Origin of the sequence: Erythrobacter aureus (assembly GCF_003355455.1) — a bacterium.
Lineage (GTDB): Bacteria > Pseudomonadota > Alphaproteobacteria > Sphingomonadales > Sphingomonadaceae > Qipengyuania > Qipengyuania aurea.
The window spans coordinates 1634844-1646773 of record NZ_CP031357.1 but is presented as its reverse complement, the minus strand read 5'-3'; the positions used below and the strand labels follow the sequence as shown (position 1 = coordinate 1646773).

11 protein-coding genes are annotated in these 11930 nt (G+C 63.4%); 9 read left to right on the top strand and 2 right to left on the bottom strand.

The window, feature by feature from the left end; all coding sequences use genetic code 11:
- Positions 1 to 15: 15 nt before the first annotated feature.
- Positions 16 to 1227: a hypothetical protein gene (locus DVR09_RS08090; protein WP_115416484.1), complete on the bottom strand. Its 1212-nt coding sequence runs from the start codon at positions 1225 to 1227 to the stop codon at positions 16 to 18.
- An 81-nt stretch (positions 1228 to 1308) separates the two neighbouring features.
- Here DVR09_RS08090 and DVR09_RS08085 point away from each other — a divergent pair, with 81 nt between their 5' ends.
- The 5 genes from DVR09_RS08085 to pdxH all read left to right on the top strand — a co-directional run bounded on the left by DVR09_RS08085 (position 1309) and on the right by pdxH (position 5100).
- Positions 1309 to 1932 carry a carbonic anhydrase gene (locus tag DVR09_RS08085; RefSeq protein WP_115416483.1) on the top strand — a complete coding sequence of 208 codons (624 nt, stop codon included), beginning with the start codon at positions 1309 to 1311 and terminating at the stop codon, positions 1930 to 1932.
- On the top strand, positions 1929 to 2729 hold the full coding sequence (locus tag DVR09_RS17770) for an NnrS family protein (protein ID WP_267899691.1): 801 nt from the start codon (positions 1929 to 1931) through the stop codon (positions 2727 to 2729). Before DVR09_RS08085 ends, DVR09_RS17770 begins: the two co-directional genes overlap by 4 nt.
- On the top strand, positions 2717 to 3142 hold the full coding sequence (locus tag DVR09_RS17765; RefSeq protein WP_199798560.1) for an NnrS family protein: 426 nt from the start codon (positions 2717 to 2719) through the stop codon (positions 3140 to 3142). The genes DVR09_RS17770 and DVR09_RS17765 overlap by 13 nt, the downstream gene beginning before the upstream one ends.
- Positions 3143 to 3235: 93 nt before the next feature.
- On the top strand, positions 3236 to 4504 hold the full coding sequence (locus DVR09_RS08075; protein ID WP_115416482.1) for an acyl-CoA dehydrogenase family protein: 1269 nt from the start codon (positions 3236 to 3238) through the stop codon (positions 4502 to 4504).
- Between the two features lie 2 nt (positions 4505 to 4506).
- Positions 4507 to 5100: a pyridoxamine 5'-phosphate oxidase gene (gene pdxH / locus DVR09_RS08070; protein WP_115416481.1), complete on the top strand. Its 594-nt coding sequence runs from the start codon at positions 4507 to 4509 to the stop codon at positions 5098 to 5100.
- A 60-nt stretch (positions 5101 to 5160) separates the two neighbouring features.
- Here pdxH and ipdC read toward each other — a convergent pair whose 3' ends face one another.
- Positions 5161 to 6840: an indolepyruvate/phenylpyruvate decarboxylase gene (gene ipdC / locus DVR09_RS08065; RefSeq protein WP_199798559.1), complete on the bottom strand. Its 1680-nt coding sequence runs from the start codon at positions 6838 to 6840 to the stop codon at positions 5161 to 5163.
- Between the two features lie 166 nt (positions 6841 to 7006).
- On the opposite strand from ipdC, the gene DVR09_RS08060 reads away from it, so the two are divergent.
- From DVR09_RS08060 to DVR09_RS08045, 4 genes are all read left to right on the top strand, one after another.
- Positions 7007 to 9082, top strand: coding sequence for a ribonucleoside triphosphate reductase (locus DVR09_RS08060; RefSeq protein ID WP_115416479.1), 2076 nt, complete (start codon positions 7007 to 7009; stop codon positions 9080 to 9082).
- A 7-nt stretch (positions 9083 to 9089) separates the two neighbouring features.
- Positions 9090 to 9824 (top strand): anaerobic ribonucleoside-triphosphate reductase activating protein, encoded by a 735-nt coding sequence (locus tag DVR09_RS08055; RefSeq protein WP_162814897.1) that lies wholly within the window; start codon positions 9090 to 9092, stop codon positions 9822 to 9824.
- A 28-nt stretch (positions 9825 to 9852) separates the two neighbouring features.
- Positions 9853 to 11022 (top strand): 5-demethoxyubiquinol-8 5-hydroxylase UbiM, encoded by a 1170-nt coding sequence (ubiM, locus tag DVR09_RS08050; RefSeq protein WP_115416477.1) that lies wholly within the window; start codon positions 9853 to 9855, stop codon positions 11020 to 11022.
- A 156-nt stretch (positions 11023 to 11178) separates the two neighbouring features.
- Positions 11179 to 11817 carry a BCCT family transporter gene (locus tag DVR09_RS08045; protein WP_234041368.1) on the top strand — a complete coding sequence of 213 codons (639 nt, stop codon included), beginning with the start codon at positions 11179 to 11181 and terminating at the stop codon, positions 11815 to 11817.
- Positions 11818 to 11930: the final 113 nt, after the last annotated feature.

Below are 11930 nucleotides of genomic sequence, written 5' to 3'. Positions count from 1 at the left end.
GAGTGGCTGCGGGGTTCAGAATTTCGCTTCGATCGTGAACCAGGCTTTGGTTCGATCGGTCGCAAAGCCGTTTGAGTTGTACTGGGCAAATTTCGCAGAAACGCCGATCTGTTTGGTGAGCGGGTAGGCAATGAGCGCATCGAACTCATGCCCGTAGCCCACATCTCCAACGGTCGAATGGAAGTCGTGATAGGTCGCGCGTAGCAGCAGCCCCTTCACGGGGCCATCGGCGAATTTGTACGCCGCATCGGCATAGAGGTCGCGCAATCCGCTGGCCGGTGTGTTCAGGAAAACGTCCGCCCAGCCATTGAAGGCGTGCAGCGTCGCGAGCGGGGTTTGCAGCGCGACCGCACCATTGCCTTCCAGCCGTTCGTAACCGGCCTTCAGGGTCAATCCTTTGAAGGCAACACCCGGCTCCAGCGCGAGATAATCGAGGCCGAAATTTGCCGGGTTGGGCGAGAGATCGGTCTGGCGGGCATATTCGGCGGCGTAGAGCACCTTCACCCCCTCCGCCACCGGATACTGCCCGGCCAGCCGCCCGCCCAGCGTGCGCGAACTTGCCGCAGGTGCCTGCGGAATATCCAGCCAATATCCATAACCGGTCAGCGTCCCGGCCTCGCCCAATTTATAGCCGATATTGACCGCATTGATCGCGGTATCGCGCCAGATACCCTGCGGCGAGTCCGGGCCGAAGATGCGGTTGACGCGCCAGCTATGGATATATTGCGCGGTCAGCCCGGCGACCGGCGTGACACTGATCCGGCCCGCATCGAAGATCTGGTCGTTCTGACGCCAACCAACCGATCCGATCCAGCGTTGATTGTCCAGATTGATGACCTGGCGACCGGCGATAGCGTCCACCGTCTTACCGGGATTGAAGCGCACATAGGCCTGGTTGAGCAGCACGTCGGTCGGGTCGGCCACCACCGGATAGCGGGTGAGCCCGTTGGTGGTGTCGTTATAGTGCCGGGGGCCGATGCGCATGATCGCTTCACCTTCGACCAGCGCGCTCAGGCCCTGCCATGATCCTGTCTTCACACCCGCTTTGACCCGCAGCGTCGATGCGGTGGCGTCTTCGGGCACACCGCCCTGATCGACCAGTTCGAGCCGGTAGCGGATGTCCGCATAGGGGGTGACGACGGGCTCTTCAGCAGCTTGCGCGTGAAGAACCGCAGGCGAGAGCGACACGGCGAGAAGCGGTGCAGCGAGAAGTGTGGCTTGCTTCATATCGCCCAGATACGCGATTCTTCACTGGTGTAATTGATATTAGTCAAAGTAAATGGGTATATCATATGCAATATAGTCGACATGCCCGACGATACCCTCCCGCAACTCTCCCCCGATGAGGCGCTGGCCCTGCTGAAAGACGGCAATCGGCGCTTTCTCGACGATGCGACTTATCAGCCTCCGATAGACCGCATGCGTAGGCTGCACCTGGCGGCGGCCCAGCGGCCCTTCGCGGCTTATCTATCCTGTTCGGATTCGCGCGTGCCGCCGGAACTGCTGTTCGAGCGGGGTCTGGGCGAGCTGTTCATCGTGCGCAATGCCGGCAACACGCTGTGCACCAGCGCACTCGGCAGCCTGGAATTCGCGGTGACGCAGCTCGGCGTTCCGCTGATCGTGGTCATGGGCCACGAGGCCTGCGGCGCATTGCGCGCGGCGGTCGCGGTAACGCGCGAACAGCGCCAGTTCTCGGGCAATGTCAGCAAGGTGCTGCAATCGCTGCTCCCGGCCGTGCTGGAGGCCGATCCCTGGGCCGAGAATCTTGTCGACGCCGCGGCGCTGTGCAATGTGCGCAAGGTGGTCCGGGAATTGCAGCAGGAGGCTTCGCCCGCCCTGCTCGAACCGCAGCGGCGCGGGGCCTTGCGGGTGGTCGGGGCCTATTACCACCTCGATACCGGTCGAGTCGATTTTCTCGACGAGGAGAGATGATGGGAGGAACGCTCGACAATCGCGACCGGCTCGAATTGCGCCGCCGCCGGATGGAACAGGCCCCGCCGGTACTGCGCGGCGGCTTTCGGCCGTTCTTTCTGGGCGCGGGCATTTGGGCCGCCATCACCATCGCGATCTGGCTGTGGGCTTTCAGTGTCGGCGTGCCGCAGATCGGCGCGCTCGATCCGCTGGCCTGGCATCGCCACGAAATGCTGTTCGGCTTTGTTGGCGCAGCCATAGCCGGTTTCGCGCTGACCGCCGTGCCCAACTGGACCGGCCGCCTGCCGATCGCGGGCGCGCCGCTGGCCGCGCTGGCGCTGTGGTGGCTCCTAGCCCGCGCCCTGCCCTTCGCCGCGCCCGAGCTGCCGCTCGCCCTGCTGGCGCTGGTCGATGGCGGGTTCTACCTCGCCCTCGCCGCGCTTATCCTGCGGGAGATCGTGCTGGCGAAGAACCGCAATCTGCCTGTCGTGCTGGCGATCGCCCTGTTCGGCCTTGCCGACCTGCTGGACTATGCCGGATCGGCGGGCTTGATCGGATACGATATCGGTCACCGTGCGGGCATCGCGCTGGCCGTGACGCTGGTTTCGCTGATCGGCGGGCGCATCGTCCCCTCCTTCACCCGCAATTGGATGCAGCGCGAAGGGCTGACCGGCAGCCTGCCCTCGCAACCGACCCGTTTCGATATTGCTGTGGTGCTGGCGACCGCCCTCGCGCTGGGGGCATGGATGCTGGCCGGTGCGGTGCCCCGGTCGGGGCGGCGCTGGTCTTTGCCGGAAGCATCCAGTTGGTCCGCCTAGCGCGGTGGCGGGGATGGCGCACGCTCGCCTCGCCGATCGTGCTGGTGCTCCATCTCGGCTATGTCTGGATACCATTGGGCCTGCTGCTACTCGGCGCGACCGGGTTTGGCGCGCCGATCCCCGCGAGCGCGGGGGTCCACGCGCTGAGCGTGGGCGCGCTGGCGGGCATGATCCTGGCGGTGATGACCCGCGCGACGCTCGGCCATACGGGCCGCGCGCTCCATGCCGGGCCGGCAACGCGGGCAAGCTATCTGGCGCTCCACCTCGCCGTGCTGGCGCGCGTGGCAGCTTCGCTCGTCCCGGCGTATTATCAGTCGCTGCTGCATCTTGCCGGCGCGCTGTGGATCGCCGCCTTCGCGCTCTTCGTGCTCGCCTATGCCCCTGTGATGCTGCGCTCCCGCCCGGGTGAATGAATGCGGCGGGCGGAATTCTTTGCCCCAGGTCAAAGCGCGTTCGGGACCACCCCCTAGGGTCGACGGCAAACAGCGGATTCGCAGGAGAACAGGATGGATTTCACACTCTCGCCCAAGCAGATCGCATGGCGCGACCGTGTGCGGGCCTTCATGCAGGACCACGTCTATCGTGCCGAGAATGCCTATCACACCCACGCCCGGCAGGAAGGGGCAGCGCGGTGGCAGATCCCTCCGGTGATCGAGGAGCTGAAGGCACGCGCCTATCAGGAAGGGCTGTGGAACCTGTTCCTGCCCCCATCCGAACACGATACCGAAGATTTTCGCGGCGCGGGGCTGAGCAATTTCGAATATGCGCTGTGCGCCGAGGAAATGGGACGCGTCAGCTTCGCGTCCGAGGCGTTCAACTGTTCGGCGCCCGATACCGGCAACATGGAGGTCCTGCACCGCTATGGCACGCCCGAGCAGAAGGCGCGCTGGCTCAGGCCGTTGATGGATGGCGCGATCCGTTCGACATTCCTGATGACCGAGCCCGACGTCGCTTCTTCCGATGCGACGAATATCCAGACCTCGATCCGGCGCGAGGGTGACGAATATGTCATCAACGGACGCAAATGGTGGTCTTCGGGCATTGGCGACCCCCGCTGTGCGCTGGCGATAGTGATGGGCAAGACCGATCCCGAGGCCGAGCGGCACCGGCAGCAATCGCAGGTGCTGGTCCCGCTCGACACGCCCGGGGTGGAGATCGTGCGGATGCTTCCGGTCCTCGGCTTCGATGGCGCTCCTCACGGCCATGGCGAAGTGGTGCTGCGCAACGTGCGGGTGCCGGTGGACAATATGATCCTGGGCGAAGGGCGCGGCTTCGAGATCGCGCAGGGCCGGCTGGGTCCGGGGCGCATCCACCATTGCATGCGAGCCATCGGCGCAGCGGAACGGGCGATCGACAAGATGTCCGAACGGCTGCAGGCGCGCATCGCCTTTGGCAAGCGCCTGTCGGACCAGTCGATCTGGGAACAGCGCCTGGGCGAAGCCCGGCTCGACATCGAAATGACGCGCCTTTTATGCCTCAAGGCCGCCGACATGATGGACAGGACCGACAACAAGGCTGCGCGGATGGAAATCGCTATGATAAAAGTCGCCGCGCCGCGCACCGCGCTGCGCGTGGTCGATCACGCGATCCAGGCGCATGGCGCGGCCGGCCTGTCGGACGATTTCGGGCTCGCCGAAGTCTATGCCGGTATGCGCGCCCTGCGGATCGCGGACGGTCCCGACGAGGTTCACCTGCGCTCCATCGCGCGCATGGAACTCAGCCGGGCGGAGGCTCGGCTCGCAGACTGGCGCCGCACGGGAAGCGGATCGCTATGAGGATGGCGAAGGACGCCGCCGATCCCTTCGCGACCTTCGTCGCGTGGTATCGCGAAGCGCAGGGCCATGCCGATATTCCCGACGCCTCCGCCGTCAATCTGGCGACCGCGTCACCCGGCGGTGCGCCGTCCAACAGAATGGTTCTGATCAAGGAATTCGGCCCGGCGGGGTTCGTGTTCTATACCAATCTGTCCAGTCGAAAGGCGGAGGAGCTGAAAGCCAATCCTCTGGCCTCGCTGTGCTTCTACTGGGCTCCACTCGGCCGACAGGTGCGGATCGAGGGGCCGGTGAGCCACGTCGGCGACAGCGAGGCGGACAGCTATTTCGCCACGCGCCCGATCGATAGCAGGATCGGGGCCTGGGCCTCGCGCCAGTCGGAAGAACTCGTAAGCCGTACCGAACTGGCGGGCCGGATAGCGCGAACGGCAGCCCGCTTTGCTGCGGGAGAGGTTCACCGACCGCCCTTCTGGTCGGGTTTCAGGCTGACGCCCGACCGGATGGAATTCTGGACCAACCGTTCGGGCCGTCTCCATGATCGGGTGGGGTTCGAAAGGATTGGCGCGGATCGCTGGCGACGGTTCCTGATCTACCCCTGAGTCTGACGCCCCCGGAGAAACTGCAAACGGGATCATCCCGGAACGCACACCCGGTCCGCGTCATTCGTCCTTGAGCACCGATATCTGGCGCAAGGCAGAGGAGTATCTCTCCAGCGAGTTCGACGTCTTTCCGCGTGGAAGCATGACTTCGATCAGTTGGAAGCTCCCGGAATCCTCCCGCGCTGCCTCGAGTGCCTGCTTCAATTGCGAGCGAGTTGTCACCCGCACGCCCTTCCCGCCAAGCGGCGCGGCCATCTGCGCGAAATGCCAGTCGTCGAGATCGTGGTAGGGCTGGCCCGGCTGGAAACAGCGCAGCATTTCCCAGCTCCGGTTATTGAGCACGATAACGATCGGCGCCCAGCCATTACGGCGGCAATTTCCCAATTCCCAGCCGGTCATCTGGAAGGCTCCATCACCCACCAGAGCAACCGGCCGCCGCCCGGTCGAAGCGCAAATCGCCAGTGCGGCTGGCACGCCCATGCCCATCGACGCATAATAACCTGGCGCGACGAGATCGGTATCGCAGACCTCCAGCCCCACGAAGAGGCTATCGCCGACATCGGCGGCCATCGGCATGGTTCCCGACGCCGCGAACAGATCGTTCAACGCCATCGCCACGTCGGAAGGTTCAAGAGCGGTGTCGTCACACGGCAATCCGGTCGCATAGCAAGGGGCCGCCGCCGCCGAAGCCTCTCCGATCGGACCCGCGATTTCCGCCAGGGCATCGACCAAGGCTTCCAAAGTGATATCGGGATAGTTGTGGTGCGAAAATGCCACCGCGCTGCCGAAGGCCCGGATCGATGCACGCAAATCGACATTGCGATGCGAAACGCCGAAATTGGTGTCGCTCAGGATCACGCCCAGCATCAATAGGCAATCGGCACCCTCAATCGTCTCGGCTATGCTCGCCTTACCGGCGGAGCCCAGATAGGTCCCGAGGAGCGGCAACACTTCGCCGGCGAACAGGCCACGGCCCATGAACGTCGTCGCGACCGGAATTCCGAGCGTTCTGCATAGCGAGGCAAGCTTGCCCTCGAGACCGTAGCGCCGCGCTTCGACGCCGATCAGGATCGCCGGACGCTCTGCCGATTGCAACCGGCTCAGGATCTCGGCGGCGCAGGCACGGGCCGCCCCTGTGTCGACCGGCGGCTGCGATAGCTGCGGTACGCGTTTGCACGGCCTGTCGACCAGATCGCGCGGTATTTCCAGATAGACCGGGCGCGACAGGGCGAGAGCTGTGTCGAGCACTCTGGCAATTTCGGACGGTGCGGTGTCGGGATCGTTCAGGATCGCCTGCGCGCAGGTCACCTCGCGAAAGATCTCCAATTGCGAATTGAGCGATTTGACCTGGTGGTGCAGCCCAAGCCCCATCCGCGCTTCTTCCGCCCCCGGACCGCCCGAAATGACGACCATCGGCGATTTCTCGGCATAGGCCTGGGCAACCGCGTTGACCATGTTGAGCGCCCCGGCTCCATAGGTCACAACCGCCACGCCCAATGTGCTGCCCAGCCGCGCTGCGGCATCGGCGGCGTAACCCACCGAAGGTTCGTGGCTGAGCGTATAAAGCGGCAGGATACCGCTTTCCTGGACTGCCCGGAAGAACGGCAGGACAAAATCCCCGGGTAGACCGAATGCCTGCCGAGCGCCGCGATCCTTCAGCGCATCGAGGAGCGCGGTCGCCAGCGTCCTGCCATTCGCCCGGCGGTTTTCCACGGCCGCAACTGGTGCAATCTGATGCAATGCTCTGTCTCCACCTGCTGGAATAACGATGCTCACCCGCCCAACTCGATGGCGTCGGTGGACAGGAGAGCGCGCGGTGGCACCTAATCGAAAAAGATTTCCTGTCCTTGATATTTGTCAAATCAATCGCACCACATGAAGTATATGTGTTGCGGCATCATACCATATGTTGAGTTCGCTCCGGCTCGATCGACGGCAACTCACACTGAGGGGAATTCGCCATGACCATGACCGCCACGCAATTTTCGATGGAGAGCACCGCTTCGGGGCCTCGTCGGTCTCCCTGTCCGGTTCTCCGCTCGACACGCTATTCTCCGGACGGTCGATCGACTGCTCCGAAACGGTCGGCGAATACATCACGGGCGCGGACTGGCGCATCAAGGCCAATGCCAATGTCGGCTATTCGCATGCAGGCCTGGTCAGCAATGTCGCGGGCAAGGTCATCGCCAATTTCTGGCTCGACGAAATCTACTCGCCGGCGGAAGGCAATGCCCATCGCCAGGCCGATCTGCATATCCACGATCTCGACTGCCTGACCGGCTATTGCGCGGGGTGGTCGCTGCGCGCGCTGCTGAACGATGGATTCAACGGCGTGCCGGGCCGTGTATCCTCGCGCCCGCCGCGCCATTTCCGCGAGGCGCTGGGGCAGATGAGCAACTTCCTCGGCATCCTGCAATCGGAATGGGCAGGCGCACAGGCCTTCTCCAGCTTCGACACCTATCTCGCGCCCTATGTCTTTTACGACCAGCTCAGCTTCACCGAGGTCAAGAAGGCGATCCGCCAGTTCGTCTACAACCTCAACGTGCCCGCGCGCTGGGGCCAGTCGCCCTTCACCAACATCACGCTCGACATCGTCGTGCCCGAAGACCTGCGCAATCTTTATCCCACCTATCGCGACCTGCATCTGTTCGACGGTATCGAAGACGATGCCCTGATCGCACGCGCACAGGCGCGCGACATGGGTATCCGCACGCTCGACGATCTGCGCTTTGCCCATTTCGAACCCGAAATGGAGATGATCAATATCGCCTATTACGAAGTGATGACGGAAGGCGATGCCACTGGGCAGCCCTTCACTTTCCCCATTCCAACAGTCAACATAACCGAGGATTTCGACTGGGACAGCAAGGTCGCCACCGCCATTTTCGACAACGCGGCCAAGGTCGGTTCGTCCTATTTCCAGAACTTCATCGGCAGCCAGTTCATCGTCGATCCCGAGACCGGCGAAAGAAGGCGCAATCCGGAGGCCTACTCCCCCGGCGCGGTCCGTTCCATGTGCTGCCGCCTGCAACTGGACCTTCGCGAATTGCTGAAGCGCGGCAACGGCCTGTTCGGCTCGGCGGAGATGACCGGATCGCTGGGCGTGGTGACGATCAACATGGCCGCGCTCGGCTATCGCTTCAAAGGCGATTTGCCCGGTCTGATGCGCGAGCTCGATCGGCTGATGGATCTCGCCAGTTCGACGCTGGAAAAGAAACGCGCCTTTGTGCAGCAAATGTACGATCGCGGGCTCTATCCCTACACCGCGCGCTACTTGCCGTTCCTGCGCAACCATTTCTCGACCATCGGGGTCAACGGGATGAACGAGATGGTGCGCAATTTCACCGGCGACGCGTCCGACCTCGCAGATGAACGCGGCATCGCCATGGCGCTCGATATTCTGGAGCACATGCGCCAGCGGCTGGTCGGCTATCAGGAGCGTACCGGCAATCTCTACAACCTCGAAGCCACGCCCGCCGAAGGCACGACCTATCGCTTCGCCAAGGAGGATGTGAAGCGCTTCCCCGATATCATCCAGGCGGGCAGCGGAGAGAATATCTACTACACCAATTCCTCGCAGATCCCGGTCGATCTGACTGACGACCCGTTCGAGGCGCTGGACCTGCAGAACGATCTGCAATGCAAATATACCGGCGGCACGGTGCTGCACCTCTATATGAGCGAAAAGCTGTCGAGCGCGGATGCCGCGCGCTCCTTCCTCAGAAAGGTGCTGACCAATTACCGCCTGCCCTATGTCACGCTGACCCCGGTATTCTCGGTCTGCGACACGCATGGCTATCTCGACGGCGAGCAGCCCGAATGTCCCACCTGCGGAGAGCGCACCAAGGTCTGGACCCGGGTGATGGGCTATTTCCGCCCGGTCGACAGCTTCAACAAGGGCAAGCAGGGCGAGCACCGGGCGCGGCGGCATTTCACCGAGGATGCGGGCAGTGTCCGCAACCTCTTCGGCGGGATGGAGTGAGGCGACAATGACGCGGTGTGCCACGGCGCAGGGCGAAGGGGCGGTGGCGGGGCGAGCCATATCCCCCTTCCACGCGATCACCCCCTTCACCATGCTCGATTATCCGGGCCGCATCGCCTGCATATTGTGGATCGCCGGATGCAATATGCGCTGCCTCTATTGCCACAACCCGCAGATCGTTACCGGCAGGGGCACAATCGGCGAGGAGCAGGCGCTGGCATTCCTGCGCAAGCGCAAGGGCTTGCTCGAAGGCGTGGTCTTTTCCGGCGGCGAGGCCACCACATGGCCCGGCCTTGCTGCCTTCATGGCCCGGGTGAAAGCGCTGGGCTACGCGATCAAGCTCGACACCAATGGCCTCAGGCCGGATGTGATCGCGCGCCTGCTCGACCGGAATCTGCTCGACCGGGTGGCGCTCGACTACAAGGCCCCCCGGGACAAATTCCGCACGGTCACCGGGGCGAGCGCCTTTGCCCGCTTCGCCCGCTCGCTCGACCTGCTGTGCGGGCAGGATCGGATCCCGGTCGAAGTGCGCAGCACCATCCATTCGGATCTTCTGGGCGAGGAGGATATCCTCGACATGGCCCGCGACCTTTCCCGGCGCGGCTATCGCGGAACCTATGCCCTGCAACGGGCGATTGCCGGGCCGGATCGGCCCACATTGGGCGACCTGCCTCCCAATCCCCACCCCTTCGACACCGTGCGGCTGGCCCGGCTCAGCCCGCTGGAGCTTACCGTGCGCTGACCCCACTTCGAAACAAGGACATGTACCCATGACCCATTCCGTGCTGATCGTCGGCGCAGGCCCGGCCGGGCTCGCACTCGCCATCGGGCTCGCCAAGGCGGGCATCGCTGTCACACTGGTGGAACGACAGGCTGAGGACGAGCTTGCCGAACCCGCTTTCGACGGGCGCGAGATCGCCCTGACCCATGCCTCGATAGCGGCGCTGAAACGGCTCGGCGCGTGGGAGCGGATCGGCGCGGACGCGATCCACCCGCTGGCCGAAGCGCGGGTGTTCAATGGCGCATCGCCGCTGGCCCTGTCTTTCGCACCGGACAGATCGGGCACGCGGCAGCTCGGTTCGCTGGTGTCCAATTGCGACATCCGCCGCGCCCTGTTCGCGGCAGCGAGCGAATTCCCCTCCATCGAACTGGTCAGCGGAATCGGTGTCGCGCGGGTCGCCACCTGCGAGAACGAGGCGCGCATATGGCTGGACGATGGCAGCGACCGGGCCGCCTCGCTCCTCGTCGCTGCGGATTCGCGCTTCTCGGCCATTCGCGGGCAACTCGGCATTTCTGCCCGGATGAACCGGCTGGGCAAGTCGATGCTCGTCGGGCGGGTAGCGATCGAGCGCGATCACGGGCACGTCGCCACCGAATGGTTCGACCACGGGCAGACGCTGGCCTTGTTGCCCCTGGGCGAGGGACAGGCCTCGGCGGTGGTCACACTCCCGGACGGGCAGGCACAGCGGCTTGCCGGGCTGGATGAAGATGCGATGGGTGCGGAGCTGACCCACCGCTTCGCCCGGCGCTTTGGCGAGATGCGGATCCTGACGCCGCTGCATCTCTATCCGCTCACCACGACCTATGCCCACCGCTTTATCACGCAGCGCTCCGCGCTGGTCGGCGATGCGGCAGTAGGTATGCATCCAGTAACCGCGCATGGCTTCAACCTCGGCCTGACAGGGACAGAATGCCTGTCCCGCATTGTTGAGTCCGCGCTCCGGCATGAATTAGACCCAGGGCACTCCACTCTCTTGCGACGCTATCAACGCGAGCACCGCGCTGCGACATGGCCGCTTTATACAGCGACCAACGCGATTGTCGGCCTATATACCGACGAGCGTCGCGCGGGACTGCTCGCTCGCCAGCTAAGCTTCCGGGCTGCCCGCTTCGCCCCCGCGCGCAAGGCAGTCTCGCGGATGCTCATGCAGGGAGCGTGACGGTAGCGTTTGCTCGCGGATTGCATTCTTGGGGTACCCGGTCGCATCCGTTTTTTTAGGATTCAAATGACGTAAGAGCGTAATGTCTCGGACGTCTCGACGTCATTGCCTGTGCAGAGTGGCCATCCGGTCGGCTTCGTCCAGGGAAACGATTAGTTGCAGAACCTCCGAAATCACCATCCGCCTCGTGTCTCACCTGCTCAAACTCAAGGGGCGGCCATCTGCACCTATCGCCGCTTGCGATGTGTCGGATTTGGGGCGCTCGTATTGGCCGCCATGTCGATGGCGCCTGCTCAGGTCGCTGCGCAAACGACCGTTTATGAGACAGAGGAGTTCTCACTGGACGTCGGCCTCGATGCGGCAGCCGTGGTTTTCATACAGAACAACCCCTGGTTCGGCGAGGCGGAGGCCAATATCGGCGTCGACACCGACGGATGGACTGAATTCGCGATCGAACCGCAGCTCTATCTCACCGTTCCTCAAGTTCTCGGCGGAGAACTGACTGCCGGCGTCTCACTTGTAGGCACCAAAACCATTGGCGAAAGCGGTGGCGAGCGCAGGCATCATATCACTTTCTGGAGAGCGGCGCTCGCCTTCGTCGTGGGCAGCATGCTCATCCTTCGAGGCATCGATGCAATCCGGATCACGATGATCATCGGCGCGCTTCCGTTCTCCTTCGTCGTCGCGATGATGGCCGTTAGCATCCTCAAAGCGATTGCATTCGACCTCGTTCGCAAACGCCACCGAGCCCCCGCTACTGCAGAGGATTGCGCCGCGATGGCTAACTCCAAGTAACAGCCAAACAACAGGTTGACCTAAGAAATTCAATGGTCAACCTATAGGGTTGACGCCTACTTTGGCATACTTCAAGAACTAAAAATACATGAATCAGCAAAACTCTGAATAAA

What these genes read in the sequence shown, in the direction of transcription:
- DVR09_RS08085 (WP_115416483.1), top strand. Translation starts at nt 1,309, where the DNA reads ATGCCCGACGATACCCTCCCGCAACTCTCCCCCGATGAGGCGCTGGCC.
- DVR09_RS08055 (WP_162814897.1), top strand. Translation starts at nt 9,090, where the DNA reads ATGACGCGGTGTGCCACGGCGCAGGGCGAAGGGGCGGTGGCGGGGCGA.
- DVR09_RS17770 (WP_267899691.1), top strand. Translation starts at nt 1,929, where the DNA reads ATGATGGGAGGAACGCTCGACAATCGCGACCGGCTCGAATTGCGCCGC.
- DVR09_RS08075 (WP_115416482.1), top strand. Translation starts at nt 3,236, where the DNA reads ATGGATTTCACACTCTCGCCCAAGCAGATCGCATGGCGCGACCGTGTG.
- DVR09_RS08060 (WP_115416479.1), top strand. Translation starts at nt 7,007, where the DNA reads ATGTTGAGTTCGCTCCGGCTCGATCGACGGCAACTCACACTGAGGGGA.
- DVR09_RS08090 (WP_115416484.1), bottom strand. Translation starts at nt 1,227, where the DNA reads ATGAAGCAAGCCACACTTCTCGCTGCACCGCTTCTCGCCGTGTCGCTC.
- pdxH (WP_115416481.1), top strand. Translation starts at nt 4,507, where the DNA reads ATGGCGAAGGACGCCGCCGATCCCTTCGCGACCTTCGTCGCGTGGTAT.
- ubiM (WP_115416477.1), top strand. Translation starts at nt 9,853, where the DNA reads ATGACCCATTCCGTGCTGATCGTCGGCGCAGGCCCGGCCGGGCTCGCA.